Source organism: Cupriavidus taiwanensis (genome assembly GCF_900250115.1).
GTDB lineage: Bacteria > Pseudomonadota > Gammaproteobacteria > Burkholderiales > Burkholderiaceae > Cupriavidus > Cupriavidus taiwanensis_B.
Genome location: NZ_LT984803.1, coordinates 2,378,836 through 2,405,663 on the forward strand (window position 1 = coordinate 2,378,836; position 26,828 = coordinate 2,405,663).

Annotated in this window: 25 protein-coding genes; 12 read left to right on the plus strand and 13 right to left on the minus strand. The window is 68.9% G+C overall.

Going from position 1 to position 26,828, the window contains the following annotated elements:
* Positions 1-52 precede the first annotated feature (52 nt).
* From CBM2586_RS11200 to CBM2586_RS11230, 7 genes are all read right to left on the minus strand, one after another.
* Entirely contained in the window at positions 53-1,435 is a 1,383-nt protein-coding gene (locus tag CBM2586_RS11200; protein WP_115661591.1) for an HlyD family efflux transporter periplasmic adaptor subunit, read from the minus strand.
* Entirely contained in the window at positions 1,432-4,140 is a 2,709-nt protein-coding gene (locus tag CBM2586_RS11205) for an FHA domain-containing protein (RefSeq protein WP_115687543.1), read from the minus strand. Before CBM2586_RS11205 ends, CBM2586_RS11200 begins: the two co-directional genes overlap by 4 nt.
* Positions 4,141-4,376: 236 nt before the next feature.
* Positions 4,377-5,840, minus strand: coding sequence for an efflux transporter outer membrane subunit (locus CBM2586_RS11210; protein ID WP_115687545.1), 1,464 nt, complete (start codon positions 5,838-5,840; stop codon positions 4,377-4,379).
* A gap of 184 nt (positions 5,841-6,024) precedes the next feature.
* The gene (locus CBM2586_RS11215) at positions 6,025-6,294 is read right to left on the minus strand and encodes a hypothetical protein (RefSeq protein WP_115661588.1); all 270 of its coding nucleotides are present in this window, start codon (positions 6,292-6,294) and stop codon (positions 6,025-6,027) included.
* Between the two features lie 51 nt (positions 6,295-6,345).
* Positions 6,346-6,615: a hypothetical protein gene (locus CBM2586_RS11220; protein WP_115687547.1), complete on the minus strand. Its 270-nt coding sequence runs from the start codon at positions 6,613-6,615 to the stop codon at positions 6,346-6,348.
* Positions 6,616-6,930: 315 nt separating this feature from the next.
* Complete coding sequence (locus CBM2586_RS11225) at positions 6,931-7,359, minus strand: DUF4399 domain-containing protein (protein ID WP_115661586.1); 429 nt, start codon at positions 7,357-7,359, stop codon at positions 6,931-6,933.
* A 58-nt stretch (positions 7,360-7,417) separates the two neighbouring features.
* Positions 7,418-7,843 carry a DUF4399 domain-containing protein gene (locus CBM2586_RS11230; RefSeq protein WP_115687549.1) on the minus strand — a complete coding sequence of 142 codons (426 nt, stop codon included), beginning with the start codon at positions 7,841-7,843 and terminating at the stop codon, positions 7,418-7,420.
* Positions 7,844-8,262: 419 nt separating this feature from the next.
* On the opposite strand from CBM2586_RS11230, the gene CBM2586_RS11235 reads away from it, so the two are divergent.
* Positions 8,263-9,357: a formylglycine-generating enzyme family protein gene (locus tag CBM2586_RS11235; protein WP_373424218.1), complete on the plus strand. Its 1,095-nt coding sequence runs from the start codon at positions 8,263-8,265 to the stop codon at positions 9,355-9,357.
* A gap of 49 nt (positions 9,358-9,406) precedes the next feature.
* Here the strand turns inward: CBM2586_RS11235 and CBM2586_RS11240 are convergent, their stop codons facing one another.
* Positions 9,407-11,506, minus strand: a complete 2,100-nt coding sequence (locus CBM2586_RS11240; protein WP_115687553.1) for a serine/threonine protein kinase — start codon at positions 11,504-11,506, stop codon at positions 9,407-9,409.
* A 407-nt stretch (positions 11,507-11,913) separates the two neighbouring features.
* Here CBM2586_RS11240 and CBM2586_RS11245 point away from each other — a divergent pair, with 407 nt between their 5' ends.
* The 5 genes from CBM2586_RS11245 to CBM2586_RS11265 all read left to right on the plus strand — a co-directional run bounded on the left by CBM2586_RS11245 (position 11,914) and on the right by CBM2586_RS11265 (position 15,875).
* A complete protein-coding gene (locus CBM2586_RS11245) occupies positions 11,914-12,183 on the plus strand; it encodes a hypothetical protein (RefSeq protein ID WP_115661583.1) in 270 nt (89 codons plus the stop codon).
* A gap of 51 nt (positions 12,184-12,234) precedes the next feature.
* Entirely contained in the window at positions 12,235-12,504 is a 270-nt protein-coding gene (locus CBM2586_RS11250; RefSeq protein ID WP_115661582.1) for a hypothetical protein, read from the plus strand.
* Positions 12,505-12,593: 89 nt separating this feature from the next.
* A complete protein-coding gene (locus CBM2586_RS11255; RefSeq protein ID WP_115661581.1) occupies positions 12,594-12,866 on the plus strand; it encodes a hypothetical protein in 273 nt (90 codons plus the stop codon).
* 103 nt (positions 12,867-12,969) lie between these two features.
* The gene (locus tag CBM2586_RS11260; RefSeq protein ID WP_115687555.1) at positions 12,970-13,200 is read left to right on the plus strand and encodes a hypothetical protein; all 231 of its coding nucleotides are present in this window, start codon (positions 12,970-12,972) and stop codon (positions 13,198-13,200) included.
* Between the two features lie 806 nt (positions 13,201-14,006).
* The gene (locus tag CBM2586_RS11265; RefSeq protein ID WP_115687557.1) at positions 14,007-15,875 is read left to right on the plus strand and encodes a DEAD/DEAH box helicase; all 1,869 of its coding nucleotides are present in this window, start codon (positions 14,007-14,009) and stop codon (positions 15,873-15,875) included.
* A gap of 82 nt (positions 15,876-15,957) precedes the next feature.
* On the opposite strand, the gene CBM2586_RS11270 is transcribed toward CBM2586_RS11265, so the two are convergent.
* Both CBM2586_RS11270 and egtD read right to left on the minus strand, forming a co-directional pair.
* Positions 15,958-17,214, minus strand: coding sequence for an SUMF1/EgtB/PvdO family nonheme iron enzyme (locus tag CBM2586_RS11270; RefSeq protein ID WP_115687559.1), 1,257 nt, complete (start codon positions 17,212-17,214; stop codon positions 15,958-15,960).
* Between the two features lie 155 nt (positions 17,215-17,369).
* Entirely contained in the window at positions 17,370-18,464 is a 1,095-nt protein-coding gene (gene egtD / locus CBM2586_RS11275; RefSeq protein WP_115661577.1) for an L-histidine N(alpha)-methyltransferase, read from the minus strand.
* 572 nt (positions 18,465-19,036) lie between these two features.
* On the opposite strand from egtD, the gene CBM2586_RS11280 reads away from it, so the two are divergent.
* From CBM2586_RS11280 to CBM2586_RS11295, 4 genes are all read left to right on the plus strand, one after another.
* On the plus strand, positions 19,037-19,744 hold the full coding sequence (locus CBM2586_RS11280) for a TerC family protein (protein WP_115661576.1): 708 nt from the start codon (positions 19,037-19,039) through the stop codon (positions 19,742-19,744).
* Positions 19,745-19,884: 140 nt separating this feature from the next.
* A complete protein-coding gene (locus tag CBM2586_RS11285) occupies positions 19,885-20,679 on the plus strand; it encodes a thymidylate synthase (protein WP_115661575.1) in 795 nt (264 codons plus the stop codon).
* Positions 20,676-21,176, plus strand: coding sequence for a dihydrofolate reductase (locus tag CBM2586_RS11290; protein ID WP_115661574.1), 501 nt, complete (start codon positions 20,676-20,678; stop codon positions 21,174-21,176). The genes CBM2586_RS11285 and CBM2586_RS11290 overlap by 4 nt, the downstream gene beginning before the upstream one ends.
* Positions 21,177-21,313: 137 nt before the next feature.
* On the plus strand, positions 21,314-22,426 hold the full coding sequence (locus tag CBM2586_RS11295) for an IS481 family transposase (RefSeq protein ID WP_115687561.1): 1,113 nt from the start codon (positions 21,314-21,316) through the stop codon (positions 22,424-22,426).
* A gap of 88 nt (positions 22,427-22,514) precedes the next feature.
* Here CBM2586_RS11295 and pmbA read toward each other — a convergent pair whose 3' ends face one another.
* Positions 22,515-23,882 carry a metalloprotease PmbA gene (gene pmbA, locus CBM2586_RS11300; RefSeq protein WP_115661573.1) on the minus strand — a complete coding sequence of 456 codons (1,368 nt, stop codon included), beginning with the start codon at positions 23,880-23,882 and terminating at the stop codon, positions 22,515-22,517.
* 58 nt (positions 23,883-23,940) lie between these two features.
* On the opposite strand from pmbA, the gene yjgA reads away from it, so the two are divergent.
* Positions 23,941-24,555: a ribosome biogenesis factor YjgA gene (gene yjgA / locus CBM2586_RS11305; protein WP_277349498.1), complete on the plus strand. Its 615-nt coding sequence runs from the start codon at positions 23,941-23,943 to the stop codon at positions 24,553-24,555.
* Positions 24,552-25,190: a molybdopterin adenylyltransferase gene (mog, locus tag CBM2586_RS11310; RefSeq protein ID WP_115687563.1), complete on the plus strand. Its 639-nt coding sequence runs from the start codon at positions 24,552-24,554 to the stop codon at positions 25,188-25,190. The genes yjgA and mog overlap by 4 nt, the downstream gene beginning before the upstream one ends.
* 45 nt (positions 25,191-25,235) lie before the next feature.
* Here mog and CBM2586_RS11315 read toward each other — a convergent pair whose 3' ends face one another.
* Positions 25,236-26,117, minus strand: a complete 882-nt coding sequence (locus CBM2586_RS11315) for an AEC family transporter (RefSeq protein ID WP_115687565.1) — start codon at positions 26,115-26,117, stop codon at positions 25,236-25,238.
* A gap of 80 nt (positions 26,118-26,197) precedes the next feature.
* Positions 26,198-26,824, minus strand: a complete 627-nt coding sequence (gene orn / locus CBM2586_RS11320; protein WP_115687567.1) for an oligoribonuclease — start codon at positions 26,822-26,824, stop codon at positions 26,198-26,200.
* Positions 26,825-26,828 lie beyond the last annotated feature (4 nt).

Sequence of the window (26,828 nt, forward strand, 5' to 3'; positions counted from 1 at the left end):
CGCGGCTTGCGCGCCCGGCCGGCCAGATGCTGTTGCTGGTGCCGCCGCGGCGCTAGCCCGCCACCTCGCGGAACGGGTCGAGCCCGAGATCGATCAGGCGCCGCTCGCGCACCACGATCTCCGCGGTGGCGGTCATGCCATAGCGCAGCGGATACTTGTTGTCGGCCACGGTGTAATAGTCGCGCGCCAGGCGCACGCGGCCCTCGTAGACCGGCTGCTTGTCAGGCCCGCCCGGCTTGGTCGCGGGCGAGATGAACTCGAGCGTGCCGTCGATGATCCCGTAGCGCTGGTACGGGAACGCATTGAACTTGAGCTTGACCGGCAGCCCTTCGCGCAGGAAGGCGCGGTCGCGCTCGGCGATCACGATCTTCACCACCGGGCGCGCATCCTTGGGCGCGATGCCGCCCAGCGGCGTATTGGCCTGCACCTTGTCGCCGCGCTGGGTCGAGGTGACATCGGTGATCACGCCGGACACCGGCGCCAGGATCAGCAGGAAGTTGTCCTTGTCGATGTTCTCGAAGCGGATGCGCGCGGCGGCGTCCGCCACCAGGCGCGCGGTCTGCACCTGCAGGCGCAGCTTGTCCTCGGTGTTGGCGATCTCGCGCAGCGCCGCGTCATACTGCACGCGCAGGCCGGCGAGGTCCTGGCCGCTGCTTTCGAGCTCGGAGCTGGCCTGGGTCAGTTCGCGGCCCAGGCGCGCCTCCAGCTCGGCCAGCCGTGACTGCGCCACGCGCAGATTGTTCTCCGCGTCCTGCGCCGCGGCACGCTTGGCGTCGACCTGCGATTGCGAAACCCCGCCGCCGCCGGGCAGCGCCAGCAGGCGCGCATAGCGGTCCTGCTCCTGGCGGGCGAACTCGCGCGCGCGCCGCGCGTTGTCGAGATTGCTGCGCGCTTCCTGCACCTGGGCGCGCTGCTGCTCGGCCAGCCGCGTGGTGCCTTCGGCGATGCGGGTCTCGTGCTGGCGCGTGGCCACGTCGATCTGCTGCTTGAGCGCCGCCGCGCGGCGCTCCATCAGCGCCTTCTTGTCGGGGAACTGCTTCCACTCGCGCTCGGAGTCTTCCAGCTTGAGCTGCGCCTCCAGCGCGTTGGCGGCGGCCTCGATCGCGCCGCGCGCGTTCAGGCGCGCCAGCACGTCGTCCTTGGACACGGGCTGCCCTTCGGCCACGTAGAGGTCGGCAAGCTCGCCGTCCACCGGCGCATAGAAGCGCCGCACCTCGGACTCCGGTGCCAGCGTGCCCTGCGCGGTGACGATGACGTCGGCATGGCCGACGAAGGACCACACCAGCCCGCACAGCACCAGTGCAAAGGTGGTGACGATGGTCAGCAGGCCCAGGCGCGACGGCTCGGCGCTGAGCAGGCCGATGCCTTCGGCGCCGTGGTCTTCCAGCGCCTCGGCAAGTGGTTTCAGGCCGGCGTGACGGGCATCGTCCTTCATGGCTTCCCCACTGACGCCGGCGGCGGGGCCGGCGCCGGAACCGGGGCCACGGCGGCGACCGGTTCCGGCGCCTTGCCGGTGTCCTCGCCGCCGATCAGCCCGAGCTTGGCCTTGAGCACGGCGGGATCCAGCACCGTGCCCAGTTCGCGCAGCGCGTGCCGCTGCTGCTCGGCCTCGGCGCGGATCTCCTGCTCGACCTTGGCCAGCTGCGCCAGGTCGGCGCTTTCGCCGGCACGCAGCTGCGTGAAGATGCGCATGCCCTGGCGCGCGTCGTCCTGCGCCTGCGACAGCAGCCGTGCCTGCGCGCGGAACTTCGGCGAGATGCCGGGCTCGAGCCGCTGCTCGCCGCCGATCACGCCGTTGGCGCGATACTGCTTCCACGCCGCGAGCGCGCTCGCCATCAGCTCGCGCGCGCGACGCAGGGCACTGTCGCGCACGCCGTTGACGTCGGCCTCGACCGCCCTGGCGAAATAGCGGTCCTCGTCCGCATCGAGCAAGGCGTAGAAATCCAGCAGGCGGTCCTCGTAGCCACGGCTGCCGCGCGCGGCCTGCAACGCGGCGTACTGCGCCGCGACCTTCTGCTTGTGCCCCAGGTCGCGCGCCAGGTCGTCGGCCCACGCTCCGCCGCGGATCTGCCCGAGCGCGGCCAGCGCGGCGCTGCTGTCGCCCTGCTGCCACGCCCTGGCCGCACTGGCATACTCGCGCGCCAGCTGCGGCGGCGGCAGGCGCGCGCCCAGGCTGGCCAGCTGCGCCTGGAACGGCGGCGTGGCAAAGCGGCTGTCGGCCAGCCGCGCCACCAGCGGCCCCGGCCGGCGCGCGCGCAGTGCCTGGATCAGGCCGGTGTAGCGCTCCAGGTCCGCCTGCAGCCGCTCCAGGCCAGACAGGCGCGGATACTTGTCGCGGTATTCGGCCAGCACCGGCACCAAGGCTTCCGGGCGGTCGCGGCCCAGTTCGGCGGCGATGGTGGCATTGAGCCGGTCGATCGCCGCCAGATAGACCGAGGCGTCGTTCTGCAGCCGGCGCACATCGCTGAGCGCATCGGCATACAGGTCGCGGAACGCCGGCACGTCGCCCGCGATGCGTCCGAGCGCGCGCTGGTGCGCGGCGGTGTCCTGGTTCCAGTACGCCAGCAGCTGGCGCATCGGCGTTTCGTCGGTATAGAGCCGGATCGGCGCATCGGCGCCGCGCGGCGCGGTGAAGCGCTCGAGCCTGCCGATCCAGTCGAGCTCGGCCACCAGCGGCCGCGCCTGCGCGTTGTGCGTGCTGAGCTGGCGCAGGCGCGCCAGCACCGCATCGGCGCCGGCCACGTCGCCGGCCTTGAGCCTGGCGGCAAAGTCGGGCACGTAGGCACGCAACAGCGCTTCGGCACCGACGGCCTGGACCTCGATATCGCCCGGATCTCGCGCCAGGTAGCTGTCGGCCGCCTGCGCCGCGCCCGCGTGGTCGCCGGCGGCAAAGCGCGACTGCACCGCGCGCTCCGGCGCGCCACGCCAGTAGACCGCGGCGCCGGCCACCAGCCCGAGCAGCAGCAAGGCCCCGCCCCAGCGCGCCGTGCGCCGCGCGCGCCCCGGCTGGTCCAGTCCGAACAGCCGGGCCGCTTCCGCCAGCAGCAGCGCGGCACGGCCACGCGGGCGCCGCGCGCCGTCGCTGGCGGCGGTAGCCGCCGCGGCCTGGGCTTCGGCCTCGGTGTTGACCTCGTCCTCCTGGTGGGCGGCATAGTCGACGCAGAAGATGTCGAGGAAGGAATCGGGCGCGCCGACAAAGGTGGTGCGGTCGCCGTCGTCGCGGGCGGGCGGCGTGGCGGGGGTGGCAGCCGCGGCGGCGGACGATGCGGGCGTGCCGGCCGTGCCGGGTGGGCCAGGCGTGTCAGGCGTCCCTGGAAGCTGCAGCAGCGAACGCGTCGCCGTGGCATCGTCGGCGCCGTCGTACCGCACCTGCGCCTGGTAGACAAAGTGGTTGCCGCCAAACGCGATCAGGTCGCCATCGTCGAGCGGCACGCCGTGGTCGGCCAGGCGCCTGCCGTTGACGAAGGTGCCATTGGTGCTGCCGAGATCCTCGACGAAGGGGATGCCGCCCTTGAGGTAGACATGGGCATGGCGCCGCGACAGGTAGTTGACCTGGTGCGGATAGCTGTCGCGAAAGCGCGCGAAGGCATCGTCGCCCTTGCTGATCAGGTACGGGAACTGCTCCACATGCAGCGGCTGCAGCCCGACGTCATGGCGTTCCGGCACCAGCGTCAGCGTTACGCGCGGCGGCCCGGGCTGCGGCGCGCGCGGCGACAGCCGCACCCGGAACGACAGCGCCGGCCCGAACGCGACTTCATCGCCATCGCTGAGCCGCGCCGGCTGGCGCGCCACTGGCGCGCCGTTCACGCGCGTGCCGTTCTTGCTGCCGAGGTCGGCCACATAGACCACGCCATGCTCGGCAAAAATGCGCGCATGGCGCCGCGACAGCGATGCGGCCAGTGCTTCCGGGTAGGCGGCAAACGGCAACTCGCTGCGGCCGACCGCGAACAGCGCTTCATCGATGCGGATTTCGCCGATTTCGGGGCGCGCCACCGGCGTCAGGAATACATCGAATTCCTGCGCCAGATCCTGCGCCGCATCCTGCGCCACTTCGTGCGCCGCATGCGGCGCGAGTTCCCGTGCGGATCCCTGGGCCATTTTCACCGGCATTTCCATGATCAGTGCTTCGTCAGGAGCCATGTTTCCAGCGAGCCAACTGCGCGGGCCGCGGCGGCGGGCCAGGGGGGATGAAGCGACTAAGAACATAGTAGGCGACGGCCTAGGCTAGTCAATCGGCCACGGCGGGCGTGGTTGGGACGGCAGCGGCATCGTCGCGACGCCCGCGGCCGGCCCGGCGCGACACGCTGTTCAGGCATTGCGCAACGCGTTGCTTGCGCCGGCATCACCTGGGCGCGGGGCAGCATCGCCGGCACCACTTACTGCGGCGGATTCAGGGCGGTGTTGCGCACATCCGCCTCGGGCCAGCCACCGCCCAGCGCCTTGTAGAGCGTGATGGTGTCGCCCAGGATTTGTTGGTGGACCGCCAACAACTGCAGTTGCGCGGCCAGCAGCGAGCGCTCGGTTTCGAACACTTCGAGCTGCGAGACCACGCCTTCCTTGAGCTGCGCCTCGACCTGCGCGGAGACCACGCGCAGCTGCTCGACCTGCTGCTGCAGCTCGACGCGCTGCTTCTTGTGGGCGTCGACGTTGACCAGCGCGGTCTCGACTTCCTCGAACGCGGTCATCACGGTGCGGCCATATTCGTTTTCCGCCACGCCCACCTGCGCCTCGGTGGTCTTCACGCGCGCCCGCACGTTGGGATCGAGCATGGGCAGGTTGATGCTCGGCATGAAGCCGAAGGTGAAGGACTTGAGCAGGTCGCTCAAGGCGAAGCTGGCGGTGCCGCCGCGCGCGGTCAGGCTGATGCTGGGCAGCTGCGCCAGGCGCGCCTGGCCGACGATGTTGTAGGCGGCCAGCACGCGATACTCCGCCGCCACCACGTCCGGGCGCCGCGCCAGCAGCTGCGACGGCAGCCCGGCCGGCACCGCGGGCGGCTGCACGCGGTCCTGCAGCCGCCCTGCCGGCACCTTGAGATTGCCGGCGGGCACGCCCACCAGCGTCGCCAGCGCGTTCTCCGCCACGTCGCGCGAGCGGCGCAGCTCGAGCAGGTCCTTGTTCAGCCGGTTGATTTCGGCCTGCTGCTGCATCACGCGGATCTTCGGCACCAGCCCGTTCTGGTACATGGCCTGGTAGGTGGACAGGATCTGCCCGTTCTTGGCCACGGTGCGCGCCTGCTGCTCGATCTGTTCGTCGAACTGCAGGATCTGGAAGTAGGTGGTGGAGACATTGGCCACCAGTGTCAGGTAGCCGGCGCGCCAGTCCGCCTCGGTGGCGCGGAACTCGGCGGCCTGCGCCTGCACGCCCTTCTCGACCTTGCCCCAGATATCGATGTCCCAGTTCAGCTGGGCGCCGGCGCTATAGGTCCAGGTGGACTTCTGCCCGGTGCTCTTTTCGAAGCTTGCACCGGCGCCGACGTCGATCACCGGCAGCCCGCCCGCGCGGGCTTCGCCGATCTGCGCATTGGCGACGCGGATGCGCGCCGCCAGCACCTTGATATCGTAGTTGCCGGCCAGCGCGCGTTCGACCAGCTGGTTCAGGTATGGGTCCTGGAACCCCAGCCACCAGTTGGGCTGCACCGCTTCGGCCGGCGACACCGTGATCGAGTCCTGGCGCGACCATTCCGCCTTGGCAGGGGTTTCGGGGCGCTGGTACACCGGCGGGCGGAAGTCTGCGCAACCCGCCAGCAGGGCCGCGCCGGCCGCCAGCGCGGCCAGCCAGGCAGCACGGCGCGGCGCGCGGATCACCGCAGGCACGGACGGGACTGGGGGAAATGCGGGCACGATGTCTTTCCTGCGTGCGACGGCGGCGGTCGGCGGGACGGAACCGGTTCGCCGGTCCAGCGCGGCCGCCGCGTCTGTCTGTATTGTGGTGCGCGCCGGCGCGCGCTCCAACCCCGATCGGCACGGGGCCGGCAAAAGCGCCGCGGGGACGCCCCCGCGGCGCGGCGCCATCTCAACCATCCTCTCAACGATAGATATTGTTGCTGGCGTTCTGGTTGGTATCCACATGCGAGCGGACATGGTCGAGGAAGGCCGAGCCGTTGCCGTTCAGGTTGGTCACGGACTGCAGTTGCGCGATCTCCTGCCGCGCGTTGATGCTGCCGTCGAAGGCAAGCTTGACCGGTGCATACACCGCGGCGAAGGGCAGGTACGAGGTGCCGCCGCGCACGGCGTGCATGCGCTTGCGGTCGAGGGTTTCAGCGGCGGACAGGTCCTGGATGGTCAGCGTGGTCATGATGGTCTCCGGTATCGGTGGTCAGTGTCTGGATTTGGCGGGCGCGGCGGCTCAGCCGTAGATGTTGTTGGTGGCGTTCTGGTTGGTGTGCACGTTCGACTTGACGTGGTCCAGGAAGGCCGAGCCGTTGCCGTTCATGTTGGTCACGGACTGCATCTGCGCGATCTCCTGCACGGCGGTAATGCTCTTGTCGAACGACAGGTTCAGCGGCTGGAACACGGCCACGAACGGCATCAGCGCGCGGCCGCCGCGCACGGCGTGCATGCCCTTGCGGTCCAGGGTTTCGACGGTGGTCAGGTCGGTGAGGGTCAGCTTGGTCATGATGGTCTCCAGTAGAGGAAGGTATTGCCTTGGGCTTGGGTTCGAGCATCGGGTTGGTGTCGCGCTCGGGAGGGACAAACGCAGGGACTGTGCCAGCGCGCCTGCGAAACCGGTCTGGATGACGGAAGTGCCTGTAAACACGGGGGTTTTCGCCTCCGGCGCGTAGCCGGGAGACACCCGCTGGCGGGATCAGGGCGAGGTGCGGTGGCGGGCTGCCACCAACAGATCGGAGGATGCGTGTTGGGAGCCGGCCAACTGGCAGTCCAACTGCCGGGCCCGCTCCCCTGACGGGCCGCGGGGCCGCGCGCTGCGGAGCTACTTCACGTAGATCGTGATCCGCTTCGAATACACCGGCGGGTTGGTCGGTATGTGCTTGTCATCGCCCATCAGCAGCTGCAGGGTGTGCTTGCCCGGCGCCAGCTCGACCATGGTCTCGGTCTCGCCCGCGCCGAAATGCAGGTGGTTGCGGTCGTTGGGAATCTCCTTGTCCATCGGCGGCAGGTCCACGTCGATCAGCAGGTGATGGTGCCCGGTATTGGGAAACTTCACGTCCTTGGGGGCCACCCCCATGTTGCGCAGCCCGAACCACACCTTGAACGGCTTGCCGGCGGGCAAGGTCTGCCCGTCATTGGGCCAGCCGATGTACAGATAGGCATTGGGCGGCGCCGCCGTGGGGCCGCCCTGCACCCACGCGGACAGCATCAGGCTGACGGCGAAGACAGCCGCGGCAAGTAGTCGGGACATGGCGCCCTCCCTGTATGTTGATCGGCCTGCGCCGGCGCGCGCGGCGCATGCTGCGTCGCTATTTCACCGTGATCGTGATCTTCTTCGAATAGATCGGCGGCTCGAACGGAACGTGCCTGGCGTCGCCCATCAGCAATTGCAGCGTGTGCTTGCCTGGCGGCAGTTCGATGCGCGCATCGGTCTCGCCCGCGCCGAAGTGCAGGTGGTTCTTGTCCGAGGGGATTTCCTTGTCGAGCGGCGGCAGCTCGGTATCGATCAGCAGGTGATGGTGACCGCAGCGCGGCGATTCGACGCCCTTGGGGCAGACGCCCATATTGCGCAGGCCCATGCGCACCCAGAACTTGCCGCCGCCGATGACAGCGCCGTCGTACGGCCAGATGATATAAACCTCGGCATTGGGCGGGGCTGCCGTCGGCAACGACAGCGACGGCGCGACGGCCAGCGTGGCGGCCGCCAGCAGGCGGAGCAGGAATCGTCTGGACATACGCGTCGCCTCCCCGAGATCTATCCCGAAACCCGATCACGTTGTCCCGAAAGCCCCTTGTTGTTGCTTGTTGGTCAGCGCTCGGCGATTCGTCATTCAGGTTAGGACGCAAGCGCGGAAAAGGCGACCCCGGCGTGCGGCGGCGACGTGGCAATGCTTCGCCGCATCCACACGCGCTGTGCTATCTTGAAGCAAGCCGGTCGACGTCCTGGCCACACCGCAATGTGCCCGGCGCATGCCGGCGGCTACGGCATGCAATGCAATCGCGGCGGCTCCAGCGAGGTGTGAAGATGTGGCGCAACCTACCAGTCTTACGCGTGGCTGCGATGATCCCGATGGCCGCCACGGCGGCGCTGCTGGCCACGGCAATGCCCGCGGCTGGCGCATCGGCGCAAGCCCAGCCACTGCTCGCCGGCATCATGCCGAAGAACACCGACGAGCAATATGAGCTGAGCTTCTGGGAATCGATCAAGAACAGCAACTACGCCGCCGACTACGAAGCCTACCTGAAGCAGTACCCCAACGGCCGCTTCGCCGGACTCGCCAGGGCCCGGCTCGAGCGCCTGGCGGGCAGCGCGCCCGCGCCCAAGACTCAGGCGCCCGCGCCACCGCCACGCGCGGGCGCCACGGCCAGCGGACCAGCCTCGCGGCCCGCGGCGCCTGCCGCGGCTTCGGCGCCCCCGGCCAAGGCGGCGCCGCCCGCGCCCGCGGCCGCGCGTCCGTCAGCCCCAGCACCAGCGGCCGCGGCGCCGCGCGCCGGCAGCGCGGGCGACGGCGTGGTCAGCACCACGCTGCGCACCGGCGAGATCCGCGATTGTCCGGCCTGCCCGACGCTGGTCACGCTGCCGGCCGGCAGCTTCACCATGGGCAGCAACGCCAGCGACCCGGCCGAGAAGCCGCCGCATCATGTCGCCATCGCCCAGCCCTTCGCCATCGGCCGCTATGAAGTCACGGTCGAGCAATGGAACGCCTGTGCCGACGCCGGCGGCTGCCAGCGCATTGCCACCGTCGCCGACAGCGCGAAGAACGCACCGGTGCGCGACGTCAGCTGGGACGACGCGCAGCAGTACGTGGCCTGGCTCAGCAAGACCACCGGCAAGAGCTACCGGCTGCCCACCGAGGCGGAATGGGAATACGCGGCGCGCGGCGGCAGTGCCAGCACTTACTGGTGGGGCGACCAGATGCGCAAGGGCAATGCCAACTGCAAGGACTGCGGCGATCCGTGGAGCCAGGATGGGCCGGCGCCGGTGGGCTCGTTCGCTGCCAACCCCTACGGCCTGCATGACGTCAACGGCAGCGTGTGGGAATGGGTGGCCGATTGCTGGCACAGCTCCTACAAGGGCGCGCCCGCCGACGGGCGCGCATGGAACGAGAGCGCCTGCGGGGCGCGCGTCATCCGCGGCGGCTCGTGGCGCGAAGGCGCCAGCTACATGGTGTCGTCGACGCGCTTCAAGTACAGCCCGAGCGTGCGGCAGTCGCAGAACGGCTTCCGCGTGGCGCGCGACATGAAATAGGAAGCCGCTGCGGCGGGCAGCGCAAGCCCGTGGACCGTGGTCAGCGCGGTCAGCGTGCGCGCGTGGAAATCTGCACCAGGTCCGCGCTGATGCGGTCGCGCCCATAAGTGCGCGCCATCTGCGCCAGCGGCTTTTCCAGCGCGCGCAAATACTCCTGGCGCGACTCCACCTCGGCCCGGCGCGCCGCGAACAGCGGCGCCGGCGTGGTCAGCAGCACCACCAGTTCGTTGCCGAAGGGCGCCGAGACGATCCAGTCGCCGCTGTCGCCGATGGTGGCGTGATAGGCCGGCGGCGCCTGGTGCGCCGGTATGCGCTGGCTCGGCACCATATGCGCCACCTTGCCGTCTGCGGCGAAGTAGTCGACATAGACATAGGAATCCTGCGCCGGCGTGCGCAGGTCGAGCACCATCGGCGCGCCTTCGGTCAGCTGCGTGCCCTTGCCGCGCAACTGCAGCGACGACGCCGTCGCGCCCTGCCGGTTGCCCGACCAGTACGGCGCGATCATGCTGGCCACTTCGCATTTGTCGGCGGCCAGCGGCTGGGCCTCGACCACCACCTCGCGCAGCGCCTTGGCGCCGGGCAGGCCACTGAGCTGTTCGCGCAGGCGCGCGGCACCCACGCTCTCGGCCAGGTAGCCGCGCACGTGCAGGGTCTGGTCCTGGCGCGCGCCGGCAAGCAGCGAGCACGGCACCGCCGCCAGCAGCTTGCCGACCTCGGCCATCGACAGCTCCGCCGCAGCGGCTGCCACGGGCGCTGGTGGCACCGGCGCTGGCGGCGCAGGCGCCGGCGCGGCTGGCGCCTCCGTGGCCGGCGCGGCGGCGCTCACCGGCGCTGCCGCGCCGGCATCGCCGCTCGGGGCCTCGGCCTGGCGCTGCGACTGCCAGGCGTAGTAGCCGAGTGCCGCCACGCCGACCAGCGCGGTCACCACGCCGCCCGCCACCAGCGGCCCGGAGCGGCGCGCCGGACCGATGATGGTGGCCGGCGCCGCGCTCATGCCCTGCAGGAAGCGCGCGACCGTCGGCGTGCGCGTCTCGCGGTCGAGCGAAAGGGCTTCGCGCAGGGTCTTCCATTGCGTGCGACCCAGCTGCGGCAGCGGCGCCGGCTTGAGCCCGGCCTCGCGCGCCTGGTTGGCCGAGAGCCGCTGGTAGGGATGCTTGCCGCTCAGCAGCTCGTAGGTCACGCAGGCCAGCGCGTAAATATCGTCACGGGGATCGGGCTCGCGATGCTCGAACATCTCGGGGCTGGCATAGGCGGGCGTCATGCCGCCCAGCGAACCGGGATCGAAGACGGTGCGGTCGGATTCGTCGGCCGGCGGCAGGAAGCCGCGCGCGATGCCGAAGTCGATCACCTTGACCTCGCCGTTGGCGGTCAGGAAGACATTGGCGGGCTTGAAGTCGCAGTGCACGAAGCCGCGCTCGTGCGCATACGCCAGCGCGTTGCCCATGCCCTGGATGATCGGCATGGCGCGCGCCATCGGCATGCCGGCAAAGCCGGGGGCCTTGAGCACATGGTTGAGCGACGAGCCCGACAGGTACTCCATGGTAAGGAAGACCACCGGCCCGTCGCGGTCGAAGTCATAGACCGTGACGATGTTCCGGTGCGCCAGCGTCTGCGCCTTGCGCGCCTCGCGCTGCAGCGCCATCAGCGACTTGGGATGGCCGCTGAATTGCAGGTTCAGCACCTTGATCGCGATGTAGGGCCGGCGGTCCGAGGCCTCCAGCTTGCGCAGGTCGAGCGCCTTGTAGACCGTGCCCATGCCGCCGACGCCCAGGCATTCCTCCAGCACGAAGCGGCCGTTGAGCGTATCGCCCACGCCCTTGGTGGCCGGCGTCTGCGGCAGCGTGCCGGGTTCGGGCGAGGCCGCATACATCGAGCCGGTTTCCGTGCCGGCCAGGCGCGTGGCGTCGGTGGCGCCATCGTATTGGGTGGCGCCGCGGCGCTCGATGCGCCGCATGACTTCGGCATAGACCGCGGGCGGGAACGGAAAGCGCGTGTTTTCCTCGATCACCACCCGTGCCGCCTGGCTCGGGGTGGTGGGGTCCTGCGCCAGGGCCGTTTCGAATGACGCGACGAACTCGTCGTCGGAGAGACCACCGTTCTGGAACTTGCGGATCAGGTCTTTGAGACTGGCCACGGGATGCCCTGACATGGTTGCTGGCAGGGCCTGTCCCACCCAGCGGATATGCCCTCTCCTCGCTGGATACTAGTGCGCACCCAAGGCATGCGCAAACCATGCGAGGGCGGCATGCCGCGGCACCCTGGCGCGCTTGGCATGCGCCCTTGCCGGGCGCGCGCGGCTCTGTCGCATCGGCACCAACACCTGCGCCGCCGATGTTGGCCGCGGCCCGTCACAGCGGACCCGCCCACGCGCGGCGCCGGCCCCGGTCGCGAGCCGGCATCTGCGGCGAATTCCCTTTGTTTTCAGGCTCTTGCGCGTGCCCAGCGCGAGCGCCCGGGGCCTTGGCACGGTCCCTGCGTTTGTCCCTCCCGAGCGCGACACCAACCCGATGCTCGAACCCAAACCCAAGGCAATACCTTCCTCTACTGGAGACCATCATGACCACGCTGACCATCAAGGACCTGTCCTCCGCCGCAACTCTCGACAGCAAGCGCATGCACGCCGTGCGCGGCGGCATCGCCTACATGCCGTTCGCCGCCGTCTACAGCCCGGTAAAGCTGTCGCTCGACAAGAGCATCACCGCCGTGCAGGAGATCGCGCAGATGCAGTCCGTGACCAACCTGAACGGCAACGGCTCGGCCTTCCTGGACCACGTCAAGTCGAACGTGCACACCGATCAGAACGCCAGCAACAACATCTACGGCTGAGCCGCCGCGCCCGCCAGATCCAGACACTGACCACCGATACCGGAGACCATCATGACCACGCTGACCATCCAGGACCTGTCCGCCGCTGAAACCCTCGACCGCAAGCGCATGCACGCCGTGCGCGGCGGCACCTCTTACCTGCCCTTCGCCGCCGTCTACATGCCGATCAAGGCGTCGGTCGACAAGAGCATCAGCGCCGTGCAGAGCATCGCGCAGATGCAGTCCGTGACCAACCTGAACGGCAATGGCTCGGCCTTCCTGGACCACGTCAAGTCCGACGTGCACACCAACCAGAACGCCACCAACAACATCTTCGGCTGAAAGCCGATGCGCAACGCGCGCGGAGCGCCTGCCTGAGCGCAGCAAGCTCCGCGCCAACCGCCCCAACACCGATGCAAAGGAGCACCATCATGTCAACCATCCTCGTCCGCGACCTCGCCCTGAGCAAGGAACTCGACCGTGCCTCGCTGTGCGCCGTACGCGGCGGCAGCTCGTGGCTCAGCCGCGGTGTCGGCGATGTCGGCCCGCTCGCCAATGTCACCGTCAACGTCAACCAGAACATCGCGCAACTGCAAAGCATCAACGTCAACACGCTCAACAACAGCTTCGTCGGCCCCGGCGTCGGCCCGGTGCGGGTCAACGTCAACCCGTCGCAATGGGCCGGCAACTTTGCCGCAGTCTGAGCGCCCCGCATGGCGGGCCCGCGCAGGAGCGCGGGGCCGCCTTGCCTATACTGAAGCGGTCCCGCGGCCGCGACGCCGCGGCCCCGCTTGACCGGAGACCGCCATGGCAGTGATCGTCATCAAGGATTTGCCCGACAGCATGGATCTCGACCGGCAGGCCATGACCACCATCCTCGGTGGCGGACGCACCGCCGGGGGCCAGGCATGGCATGGCTTGCGGCGCCAGGGCACGGCGCGCATCGTCGACTACCCGGGCGGCTTGCCCGGCAACCGTCACGTGATGCCGCGCGAGGCACCGCTGGGCCGGCTGCCGCGCCGGGCCGCCGGGGACTGAGGGCAGCCGCGGCCCAAATGAAAAGCCCGCCATCTCTGGCGGGCTTTGGATGCGGACGGGCCCGGACCGACTGGGTCACGCGGTCAGCAGTTCGGTCATTCTGTATCCATGCAGGCTTCCCATGATTCCGCCCATGACGCGGACGCCCATCCGGACCACCCGGAGAGTCGCAGGAAGACTGGCGCCTGGAGTCAATGACCGCAGTGCTTGCCGCGAACAGCGGCGCAATGCCGCTGCAGGAGGTCAAGCGGGAGCGTTTTCGTCCGCCCCGTGCGGGCATCCTGTGTGCTCGCGCCTCCAGTATAGGCGGGGCTTTCCCGCTTTCAACCAGCGCCGCGGGGGCCGGCCCGGAGGTGACGCAGCGCTGACATATCCGGTTACGTTATCGCAGTGCAACAAAATTCTGGCACTCTGCTATAATCCGCGCCGTGAGTTTCGCAACTGTGAGATCCGCCAACGCCCGGCTTAGCTGCCGCGGCGAATCCGCTGCCCTCCCAAGCTCTGTTTCCTCGCTGCCGGACGCCTAGTCATCACCATATGGCCCCAGCCGCCCAGCAGAACGCACCGCTCACCTGACGTCGCCTCGTCTCCGATCCTGTTGAACAGCCTGAACTGAGCTGTTTGCCTGCCAGGGACATGGCCGGACCGCCCCGCGGTAACCAGCCACCACCCTGCCTGCCGCCGTACTGCCAGCTGTGTCTGTCGTAACGGCCTCACCGATTGGCGCCGAAGCCTTTTTAAGACTTTGCACTGCGCCCACCCCATTCTGCGTTCCGGGGTGCCATGCATTTATTAGACCTTTCGACATGACCCAGCACGACATTCGTGCGGAGCAAGCTATTGCCTCCGCGACCGACGCTTCGATCACTTCCGACGCTGCCCAGAGCCCGCTCGACAAGCTCGACGCCCTGCTCAACCCCAGCCCGGCAGGGGAAGCCCCGGCCGTGGAAAGCGGTTTCGCCACGCTTGGCCTCGACCCGGCCATCCTGCGCGCCCTCTCCGAACTGAACTACAACACGCCTACGCCGGTGCAGGCGCAGGCCATCCCGGCTTTCCTGGCCGGCCGCGACCTGCTGGTCTCGAGCCAGACCGGCTCGGGCAAGACCGCCGCATTCATGCTGCCCGCGATCCAGCGCATCAGCGAGATGCCCGCGCCGCAGCGCCCCACCGAGCCCGCCAAGCGCATGAAGGGCAAGCGTCCGCGCCCGTCGCCGGCCCAGCCCGCGCTGCTGGTGCTGACCCCGACGCGCGAACTGGCGCTGCAGGTGACCGAGGCCGCCGCCAAATACGGCCGCAACCTGCGCCGCATCGTCTGCGCCAGCATCCTGGGCGGCATGCCCTATCCGAAGCAGCTGGCCGCGCTGGCCAAGATGCCCGACATCCTGGTGGCGACGCCGGGCCGCCTGCTCGACCATATCGACGCCGGCCGCATCGACCTGTCCGCCCTGCAGATGCTGGTGTTCGACGAGGCCGACCGCATGCTGGACATGGGCTTTGCCGACGACATCGACGCCATCGTCAACGCCACCCCGGCTTCCCGCCAGACGCTGATGTTCTCGGCCACGCTGGATGCGCGCATCGCACAGCTGGCCTCGCGCCAGCTGAAGGATCCGCAACGCATCGAGATCGCCGCGGCCCGCGCCGACCAGAGCCATATCGAGCAGCGCCTGCACTTCACCGACGACATGTCGCACAAGGAGCGCCTGCTCGACCACCTGCTGCGCGACGCCGCACTCAAGCAAGCGATCGTCTTCACCGCGACCAAGCGCGATGCCGATTCGCTGGCCGAGCGCCTGTCCGACACCGGCTTTGCCGCCGGCGCGCTGCACGGCGACATGACCCAGGGCGCGCGCAACCGCACTCTGACCGCACTGCGCCGCGGCAACCTGCGCATCCTGGTAGCCACCGACGTGGCCGCGCGCGGCATCGACGTGCCCGACATCACCCACGTGGTGAACTTCGACCTGCCCAAGCAGGCCGAGGACTATGTGCACCGCATCGGCCGCACCGGCCGCGCCGGCCGCTCGGGCATTGCCATCAACCTGGTCAACCACAACGACATGTTCCAGTGGCGCCGGATCGAGCGCTTTACCAACCAGCGCGTCGACGCCTCGGTGATCGAGGGCCTGGAGCCGCGCCGCGCGCCCAAGCCGCGCTCGAACTTCGGCGGCAAGCCGGGTGGCGGCCGCGGTGACTTCCGTGGCAACGGCGGCGGCTACCGCGGCGGCGAGCGCAGCTTCGGCGAGCGCAAGTTCGGCGGCGACAACCGCACCGGCTTCGGCGAGCGCAAGTTCGGCGGCGAGAGCCGTGGCTTCGGCAACCGCGCGGAAGGCGCGCGCCCGTTCGGCGACGACAACCGTGGCGGCTTCGGCAACCGTGAAGGCGGCTACCGCGGCCAGGGCGGCGGCTACCGCGGCGCCGGCGACGGCGCCCGCAGCTTCGGCAACCGTGACGGCGGCCGTCCGTTCGGCGACGATCCGCGCGGCGGCTTCGGCAACCGTGACGGCAACCGCGGCTTCGGCGAGGGCCGTGGCAACGGCGGCGGCTACCGTGGCAATGGCGAAGGCCGCAGCTTCGGCAACCGCGACGGCAACCGCGGCTTTGGCGGCGGCTTCGGCGGCAACGGCGGCGGCAACGGCGGCAACCGCAACAGCCGCTCGCGCTACGAGCGTTGAACGCGCGGTGCGCCAGGCGCACCTGCCGCATGAAAAAACAGGGCACCCTCGGGTGCCCTGTTTTTTTGTTGCCGGCGCCGTGCTACAGCGCGCAGCTGCGGAAGCCGATGAAGGACAGGTCGTCCTCGGGCAGCCGCGCCCAGCGCGCGCGCACATGGCGCAGCCGCGCGGGACTGGCGAACGACACCCCGCGCACCGCCTGGTGCGTGCCGAAGCGCCCCACCATGTCGCCGTCGGACGGCGCGGCGACAAAGCCGGCATACGGCTCATACGGCGTGGCGGTCCACTCGCGCAGCGCGCCCCACTGCAGGCCGCGGTTCTGCGTCGCGGCGAGCTCCCATTCCGATTCCGCCGGCAGGCGCCGCCCGGCCCAGACGCACCACGCCTGCGCCTCGTACAGCGTGACATGGCGCACCGCCTCGTCCGGATTGAGCGTGCGCAGCGTGCCGAAGCGTTCCAGCATCCACGCGCGCGACTCCGGGTGGCGCGACCAGTAGCGCGGCGCAGAGCGTTCCTGCGTCATCAGCCATTGCCGTCCCGCCGACGACCACCAGGCCGGATGCTCGTAGCCGCGGTCCTCGACGAATTCCAGGAACTGCGCGTTGCTGACCAGCGCCATGTCGATTTCGACCGCGGGCACGTAGGTCGGCTGGGGCGGCAACTCGTCGGGCCAGGCAAAGCCGTCGGCATCGCTCCAGCCCAGGGTGAAGCGCCCGCCCGGAAAATGCAGCGTGCCGCCATGTCCGGCGGGCAGCGCGGGCGCCGCGCCGGCGGCCTCGGCGGGGGCCATGCCAAGCGCCTGCAGCAGCGCGGCCACGCCTTCGCCGTGCGCGTCTTCATGCAGCAGCGCACGACGGTACGGGTACAGGGTCAGGTCAGTGTCGTCGGGCAGCAGCGCGATCCGGCGCAGCACGCCGTCCAGCACCTCGGCGGCATAGCGCTTGACCACCGCGACGTCGGGCAGTGCGATCTCCCAGCGCTGGTCGGGCCCGATGCGGTCCGGATCGAACCATTCGTCGGCGCCGTCCAGCAGCGACGGCTCCGACGCCACCGGCACCGGCACCCCGCCGCGATCGACCTGGCGCACGCCGCGCAGGCACCACCACTCCGCATGCCAGGCCACGTGGCCGAGCGTCCACAGCGGCGGGTCGGCATCGTACTGGCGCGGCACGTCCCAGGCGCGCCGGGTCTGCCCGAACGGCGCCAGCCACGCCAGCGTGCGGCTGCGCGTGTCCACCAGTGCCTGCGCCAGCCCTTCGCGCGGCAGCCGGCGCGGGTCCGACCAGGTGGCCTTGCCGCCGGTGAAGTAGAGATCGGGAAGCATGGGAAAGCCGCTCATCGGGGAAGTCCGCGCAGGGATGGAGGTGGAGAGGCAGCGGCCGGGACAGCCGGGACAGCCGGGGTAAGCGGGGCCGCCGCGCGCTGGCCTCGGCCCGGACGCGGCTCGCCGCGCCGGGCTGCGGCCATTATGACACCACCCGCCCGGCGGGCCGGTCAGCCGCGCGCGTGGAATACCGCGAACCAGCCGCGCGGGTCAGACCAGTACACCGGGTCGTCGAAACCGGCGGCTTCGAGCAGCAGCGCGAAGTCCTCCGGGCGGTACTTGTACGAATCCTCGGTATGGATGCGCTCGCCGGCGGCAAACTCGCGCGCGCCGCCGTCCCATTGCACGCGCACCTCGCGGCATGCCCGCAGGTGCATCTGGATGCGCGAGGCGTCGCGGTCGAAGCTGGCCTGGTGGCGCCAGTCGTCCAGCGCGAAATCGGTGCCGACGATGCGGTTCACGTTGCGCAGCAGGTTGCGGTTGAAGGCCGCGGTGACGCCCAGCGCATCGTCATAGGCCGATACCAGCGTGGTCTCGTCCTTGTGCAGGTCCACGCCGATCAGCACGCCGTCGCCGCGCCCGGCCGCGCCGCGCAGGCGCTGCAGCAGCGCCAGCGCCTCGACCGGTGCGAAATTGCCGATGCTCGAGCCCGGATAGAAGAACAGGCGCCTGCCGCGCCTGACCTGGGCCGGCAGGTCGAACGGGGCGCACAGGTCGGCGCCGAGCCCGAGCATCGGGATCTCGGGGTGCTGCTGCTGCAGCGACGACAGCGTCGCGCGCAGGAACTCGACCGAGATATCCACCGCCACATACTGCGCCGGGCGCAGGCTGCCGAACAGCCGCGCCGCCTTCTCGCAGTTGCCCGCGCCCAGGTCCACCAGCACGCAGCCGCTGCCCGCGCGCGCCGCGATGGCGGGCGCCGCGCTGGCAAAGATCGCGGCCTCGGTGCGGGTCGGGTAGTACTCGGGCAGGTCGGTGATGGCTTCGAACAGGCGCGAACCCAGCACGTCGTAGAAGAACTTGGGACTGATGGCCGCCTGCGCGGCGCGCAGGCCGGACAGGATCTGCTCGCGCAGCGCGCCGCTGTCTTCGCGGTACTGCTGCACGAACTCCGGCCGCGGCGGGCGCTGCGCACGGCCATTGGCCAGCGCCACCAGCGCGGGCGGCGCCACGGCATGGCCGTTATGGTGGTTCAGGGGCGGGACGGGGGTCTGCGGGGCTTTGTGGTGCGCGGGCGGGTTGGGCGGGTTCGGGACAACCGGCATGTCGTTTCCTTGTGTGGTCGCAAATGGGCACTGCTTCACTGCGTATTCCCCAAGGCCGCGCTGTGCATGTCGTGCGCGCCGGTCTCCGCAATGCGCGCCTGTGCTGTCCGGGGCGCATCGGTCGGAGCCGAACCTCAAGGATAGGCCGATCCGGCCGATCGCGCAGCTTCCACCGCGTACCGATGCGAAATCGCCGGCCGCACCCCGGGCAAAGCGATCCGGGCAGGGCGAGCTGGTGCGCCGGTTACTGCATCCCAACGAACTTGAGTCAGTATCTTTCCTAGGGCGGCAGATGCCGCGGAGTTCGTTTATAATCTCGCCCAGCGCGGCCCCCAAGGGTCGCGTCCCTCAAAGGGGAGTAGCTCCGGGGCCCATGCCCTTAGCACAATCGTCATTCCGGGACCCGTGTCCCCGGTTGTGCTGACCACCGGTGCGCATACCGCGCCAGTGGTCGAGCAAGACCTTTGCAACCTGGTTTCCATGGTTTGCAAAGGCGGCCCCACCCTCCCGTGCTCCAGGAATCCAGGCGAACCCAACGCGCCCCGCGCTGTTTCGTACCCTGAGGAGAGTTCATGGAGTGGTTTACCGATCTGTTCACGATGCAGTTCCTGACGGCACTGCTGTCCATCGTCGTCATTGACCTGGTGCTGGCCGGCGACAATGCCATCGTGATCGCGCTGGCGGCGCGCAACCTGCCCGCCCACCTGCAGAAAAAGGCCATTGTCTGGGGTACCGTGGGTGCCGTGGTGGTCCGCTCGGCCATGACGATCGGCGTGGTCTGGCTGCTCAAGATTCCGGGCCTGATGCTGGTGGGCGGCCTGGCGCTGGTGTGGATTGCCTACAAGCTGCTGTCCGACGAAGGCGACGGCGACGAGCATGGCAGCGGGGCCTCGACCCTGTGGGGCGCGATGAAGACCATCATCATCGCCGACGCGGTGATGGGCGTCGACAACGTGCTGGCGGTGGCCGGTGCCGCGCACGGCAGCTTCCTGCTGGTGGTGCTGGGCCTGCTGATCAGCATCCCCATCGTGGTGTGGGGCTCGAGCCTGGTGCTCAAGCTGATGGCCCGCTTCCCCGTCATCATTTACCTGGGCGCCGGCGTGCTGGCCTTCACGGCGGTCAAGATGATCGTGCACGAGCCGATGGTCAAGGCGTTCTTCGAAGCCAACCCGGTGGTCAACTGGGGCCTGTACGTGCTGATCGTCGGTGGCGTGCTGGGCGCCGGCTACCTGGTGCAGAAGCGCCGCGAGCAGCAGCAGGAGCCGGCCGGCAGCCACTGAGGCTGCCCCGGCGCCAGGGCCATGGGCCCTGGTCCTGACGCAAAGGACGGGCTGCCCGGAGGGGCGGCCCGTCTTGCTTTAAAATGCCGGTTTCGCGGGCCGAGGCGCCCGCGCCACCTCTTCCATCCCGCCCCGCGCCGATGAAACAGTACCTCGACTTCATGCGCCATGTTTACGAGCATGGCACCGACAAGGCCGACCGCACCGGCACCGGCACGCGCTCGGTGTTCGGCTACCAGATGCGCTTCGACCTGCGCGAAGGCTTCCCGGTGGTGACCACCAAGAAGCTGCACCTGAAGTCGATCATCTATGAACTGCTGTGGTTCCTGCAGGGCTCGACCAACGTGCGCTGGCTGCAGGAGCACGGCGTCACCATCTGGGACGAGTGGGCCGACGAGCACGGCGAACTGGGCCCGGTCTACGGCTCGCAATGGCGCTCCTGGCCGGCGCCGGACGGCCGCCATATCGACCAGATCTCCGAGCTGGTGGCGCAGATCCGCGCCAACCCGGATTCGCGCCGGCTGATCGTGTCGGCCTGGAACGTGGCCGACATCCCGCGCATGAAGCTGCCGCCCTGCCATGCGTTCTTCCAGTTTTACGTGGCCGACGGCCGGCTCTCGTGCCAGCTGTACCAGCGCAGTGCCGACATCTTCCTGGGCGTGCCGTTCAATATCGCCAGCTATGCGCTGCTGACCCACATGATGGCGCAGCAGACCGGGCTGGAAGTGGGCGACTTCATCTGGACCGGCGGCGACTGCCACCTGTACAACAACCATTTCGAGCAGGTGCAGACCCAGCTGGCGCGCGCGCCCATGGCACTGCCGCAGCTGAAGATCCTGCGCCAGCCCGACAGCATCTTCGACTACCGCTACGAAGACTTCGAACTGGCCGGCTACCAGTCGCATCCCGCGATCAAGGCGCCGGTGGCCGTATGACGCTGCTGACACTGGTTGTAGCCCGCGCCCGCAACGGCACCATCGGCCGCGACAACACGCTGCCGTGGCGCCTGCCGGAAGACCTGGCGCACTTCAAGCGCACCACCATGGGCGCACCCGTGATCATGGGGCGCAAGACCTGGGACTCGATCGGCCGCCCGCTGCCGGGCCGGCGCAATATCGTGGTCAGCCGCAATCCGGACTTGCGCATCGAAGGCGCGGAGGTGGCGTCGTCGCTGGAAGACGCGCAGCGGCTGTGCGTGGGCGCCGACCAGATCTTTTTGATCGGCGGCGCGCAGCTTTATGCGGAAGCCATGCCGAGCGCCGACCGGCTGGTGGTGACCGAGATCGACGCCGATGTGGAAGGCGATGCCTTTTTCCCCGAGATCGATCGCACCCAATGGATCGAAACCGCGCGCGAGAGCCATCATTCGGCAGCGAACGGCTTCGACTATGCCTTCGTCACTTACGAGCGGCCGCCGTCGAACGAGTCCTAAACCAGGTTAAGCCCGCAGTTTCTGCGCACCTGATTGAGTGCTCCCTCTCCCGCGTGCTGTATGGACCGGGGACATAGGTAACAGGTGTGCCAGGACATGGGTAACACTTTTCCCGCTTAGTCAGCGGGAGGAAAACGTTGCCCTGGAGCCAAACCACCGTGAAGCAGCAAAGAGAAGAGTTCGTCCGCCTGGCACGCCAGGCGGACGCCAATATTGCGGAGCTTTGCCGCCGCTTCTGCATCAGCCGCAAGACCGGCTACAAGTGGTTGAACCGAGAGGATCTGGACGACCGAACTCGGCGGCCACATAGCTCTCCCGGCCGAACTCCAGCTGCCATCGAAGAGAGCGTGCTAGCGATACGAGCCGAACATTCGGCCTGGGGCGCCCGCAAGATCGCACGCGTGCTGGAGCGCGACCACCGCATCCAAATCGCCCCGAGCACAGTCAATTGGGTGCTGCGCCGCCATGGCTTGATCGATCCGGCCGCCAGCGCGGCCGCTACAGCATGGCAGCGCTTCGAGCACGACCGGCCCAATGCACTATGGCAAATTGACTTCAAAGGCCACTTCGCTACCGACACGCAGAGGTGCCACCCGCTCACGGTCTTGGACGATCACTCCCGGTTCAATGTGCTGCTCAAGGCCTTGGGCAACGAACAGTTTGAATCCGTACAGGAAGCGTTAGAGATGGCTTTTGCGCGCTATGGGCTGCCCGAACGGATCAATGCAGACAACGGCCCGCCCTGGGGTTCCCCAGTGCCCCGAGCATTAACCACGCTGGGCGCGTGGCTGATTCGCCTGGGCGTGCGGCTCAGTCATAGCCGACCTGGCCATCCTCAGACCAACGGTAAGGACGAGCGCTTCCATCGAACCATGCAGGCTGAGCTGTTGGCCAACCAGCGTTTCCGGGATCTGGACGATGCCCAGCAGCACTTCAGCCATTGGCGCCACGTGTACAACTTCAAGCGCCCCCACCACGCGCTGGATATGGAGACCCCCGCAAGCCGCTATGCGCCTAGCCCACGGGCGATGCCGCGCGAACTCCCGCCCATCGAGTACGGCAGCAATGACATCGTGCGAAAGGTAGGCGACGGCGGGCGCATCTGCTTCCGAGGAAAGACGTTCCGGGTCGGACGAGCCTTGGTCGGAACGCCCGTAGCGCTGCGCCCTCGCGTGGATCTGGACGGCACCTTTGACGTCTACTTCTGCCATCAAAAGGTCGCCACAATAGACCTACAGCAGGCCGATTAAACTGGAGACTGGACTGTTACCCATGTCCTGGCACATGTGTTACCCATGTCCCCGGTCCATACAGCGTGCGGGAGAGGGGAGAAAACCTTCAGTTGCCGGCAATCGTCATCTGCTCGAGCAGGATCGAGCCGGTTTCCTTGGTGCCGCGTACCAGCGCGTCGGCGCCGATCGCGACGATCTGCCGGAACATCTCGGCCATGTTGCCGGCGATGGTGATTTCCTCGACCGGATACTGGATCACGCCATTCTCGACCCAATAGCCCGACGCGCCGCGCGAATAGTCGCCGGTGACGTAGTTGACGCCCTGCCCCATCAGCTCGGTCACCAGCAGGCCGGTGCCGAGCTTGCGCAGCATGGCGGGAAAGTCGTCGCCGGGCTGGGTCAGGCTGCTCGACAGCGTCAGGTTGTGCGAGCCACCGGCATTGCCGGTGGTCTGCATGCCGAGCTTGCGCGCCGAATAGGTCGACAGGAAATAGCCCTGCACCACCCCGTCGCGGACCACGTCGCGCTCGCGGGTGCGCACGCCTTCCTCGTCGAACGGAGCGCTGCCCATGGCGCCGGGGGTATGCGGCTGCTCATGGATCTGGATATGCGGGGCGAACACGGACTGTCCCAGCGAATCGCACAGGAAGGTGGACTTGCGGTACAGCGCGCCGCCCGACACCGCCTGCACGAAGGCGCCGAGCAGGCCCGCTGCCAGCGGCGCCTCGAACAGCACCGGGCAGCGCCGCGTCGACAGCTTGCGCGCCTGCAGCCGCGCCAGCGCGCGCTCGGCGGCGTAGCGGCCGATGTCCTCGGGCGCGGCCAGTGCCAGCGGCGAGCGCTTGGACGAATACCAGTCGTCGCGCTGCATGCCGCTGCCGCTGCCGGCGATCGGCGCGCATGAAATGAAGTGGCGAGAATACGGATAGCCGCCGGTAAAGCCGCGCGTGGTTGCCAGCACGAACTGCGAATGCTGGGCCGAGACGCTGGCGCCGTCGCTGTTGCGGATGCGCGGCGAGACCGCGAAGGCCGCGGCCTCGGCGCGGGTGGCGATGTCGATCGCGGCTTCGGCATCGAGCGCCCACGGGTGGAACAGGTCCAGGTCCTGCGGCGCGCGCTCGAGCAATTCCTCTTCGGCGAGGCCGGCGCAGTCGTCCTCGGCGGTGAAGCGGGCGATGTTGTAGGCCGCCTCGGCGGTGGCGCGCAGCGCCGCCGGCGAGAAGTCGGAGGTGCTGGCGTTGCCGCGGCGCTTGCCGATCATCACCGTGACTCCGACCACCTTGTCGCGGTTCTGCTCGATGGTCTCCACCTGGCCCTTGCGCACCGAAACCGACAGGCCGCTGCCTTCCGAGATCTCGGTGGCGGCGTCGGTCGCCCCCAGTTCGCGTGCCACCCGCAGCACATCGGCGGCCATCTCGCTGAGCTGGGCCTGGGTGTAGGTGAAATGCGCGGTCTGTTCGGCGATCGGGTCCATGCTGGGCGGGTGTCATCAAAAGTCCAAGCGGCAATCATAGCAAGATAAAATGCCGGGCATGACGCGAAATTCCCGTAACTCCCAAGGCGCGCGCTTTCCCGGAGGCTTTGCCCCCGAGCCGGAAGACGACGAACCGAAAAGCAAGTCGCAGCGCAAGCGCGACATGACCGCCCTGCAGGACCTTGGCGCCGAGCTCGAGGCGCTGGCCAAGGACCGCCTGGCGCGCGTGCCGATGCCCGAGGCGCTCGCCGACGCCATCCACGAGGCGCGCCGCATCAACAGCCACGAAGGCAAGCGCCGCCAGATGCAGTACGTCGGCAAGATCATGCGCGGCCTCGAGGACGACGAGGTCGAGGTGATCCGGCAAGCGCTGGAGGGCTTCAAGGGCACCAGCAAGGCCGAAACCGCCCGCATGCATCTGATCGAGCGCTGGCGCGAGCTGCTGCTGGCCGACGACGCGGCGCTGACGCGCTTCCTCGCCGAGCATCCCGGCATCGACGTGCAGGCGCTGCGCAACACCATCCGCAACGCGCGCAAGGAAAAGGAACTGGGCAAGCCGCCGCGCTATTTCCGCGAGCTGTTCCAGGCGATCAAGACGGCGCTGGACCTGAAGGACGGCAAGGGCCGCGCCGCCGAGGAACCCACCCCCGACCATCCGGAGCCCGAGGCATGACCCAGACCACCCAGCCGGTTGTCCGCCACCATCCCGACGAACTCGTCGTCGGCTTCGTCTCGATCTCGGACCGCGCCTCGGCCGGCACCTACCAGGACGAGGGCATCCCGGCGCTGCGCGAGTGGTTCGGGCGCACGCTGACCTCGCCCTGGCAGGCGATGGAGCGCCTGATCCCGGACGAGCAGGCGCAGATCTCGCGCACGCTGATCGAGCTGGTCGACGTGGCCGGCTGCGACCTGGTGCTGACCACCGGCGGCACCGGCCCGGCGCGCCGCGACGTCACGCCCGAGGCCACGCTGGCGGTCGCCACCAAGGAAATGCCGGGCTTCGGCGAGCAGATGCGCCAGGTCAGCCTGCATTTCGTGCCGACCGCGATCCTGTCGCGCCAGGTCGCGGTGATCCGCGAGACCGCCAGCCGCGCGGCGCTGATCATCAACCTGCCCGGCCAGCCGCGCGCGATCCGCGAAACCCTGGAAGGCCTGCGCGACGCCGACGGCAAGCCGGTGGTGCAAGGCATCTTTGCCGCGGTGCCGTACTGCATCGACCTGATCGGCGGGCCCTACATGGAAACCGACGAGGCCATCGTCAAGGCCTGGCGCCCCAAGAACGCCGTGCGCGCCAAGCCCGCGGCCTGACGCGGACGGCCCGCCCGCCGACACGCGCCGCGCGGGCATGCCGCCTCAGCGCAGGCCCAGGTACAGCCCGACCGGCACGAACACCACCGCGGCGATATTGCCGAGCAGCACGATCGACGCGACCTGGTCCGGCTCCTGCCGGAAGTGGTCCGCCACCAGGAAATTCAGCACCGCCGGCGGCAACGCCGCAAACACGAACAGCAGGCCGCGCTGCAGTTCGGACAGCGGCACCCACTGCGCCAGCGCCAGCGCCACCGCGATGCCGGTCAGCGGACACACCGCCGCGCCGACCAGTCCCATGCCCCAGTTGCGCAGGCTCACATCCTTCATGCGCACGCCCAGCGCGAACAGCATCAGCGGCACGGTGGCATCGCCCAGCAGCTTGACCGACTGGTAGACCGGATCCGGCAGCGTGAACCACGGCCGCGCCAGTGCCAGCGCAATGCCAGCGACCGTGGCCAGCACCATCGGGTTGCGCGCGATCTGCGCCACCGACGCATGCCGGTTGACGATCTTCATGCCGAGGGTGAAGTGCATCAGGTTCGACGCCGCGAACAGCGCCACCGCCGGCGCCAGCCCGGCCGGGCCGAAGGCGAAAACGGACAGCGGCAAGCCCATGTTGCCGCAGTTGTTGAACATCATCGGCGGCACGAAGGTGCGCGGATCGACCTTCATCCAGCGCGCCAGCCCCCACGCCAGCACCCCCGAGCCCAGCACCACCGCCACCGCGCAACCCAGCAGCACCAGCTGGTCGGCCAGCACGAAGTCCTTGCTGACGAAGGCCGACACCACCAGCAGCGGCGCGATTACGTCGAGCGTGGCGCGGTTGATCCCCGCCATGTCCGGATGGGCGCGGCGCCCGTACAGCCACCCGACCAGGATGATCAGGATGACCGGCGTGATGATGGAGACGATGCGCTCGAACATGGGCAGGCGGACGGGCAACGCGCCGCCCGCACGGGTGGGCGCGCCGTAAATGGTGATGGGCCGGCGGAGCCGCGCTCCGCTTACTGCGCCGGCGTGCCGGCGGCCGGTGCTTCGCCGGCAGGCGCCGCGCCAGGCGCGGCGTGGCGGATAAAGTGGGTGCGGTAGTAGCGCAGCTCTTCCACCGACTCCAGGATGTCGGCCAGCGCGGTGTGCAGCTGGCGCTTGACGAAACCCTTGTGGACGGCCGGCTCCCAGCGCTTGCACAGCTCCTTGAGCGTCGACACGTCCAGGTTGCGGTAGTGGAAGAAGGCTTCCAGCCTGGGCATGTAGCGCGCCATGAAGCGGCGGTCCTGGCAGATCGAGTTGCCGCACATCGGCGACTTGCCGGCCGGCACCCAGCGCTTGAGGAAGGCCAGCAACTCGGCCTCGGCCTGCTCTTCGGTCAGGGTCGAGGCCTTGACCTTGTCGATCAGGCCCGAGCGGCCGTGGGTGCCCTTGTTCCAGTTGTCCATGCCGTCGAGCACGGCATCGCTCTGGTGGATCACCAGCACCGGGCCTTCGGCCAGGATATTGAGCTCGGAGTCGGTAATCACCACCGCCACTTCGATGATGCGGTCGGTATCCGGCTGCAGGCCGGTCATTTCCATGTCCAGCCAGATCAGGTTGTTTTCGCTTTTGACGGATTTGGCGGCGGCTTGGCTTGTCATCGGG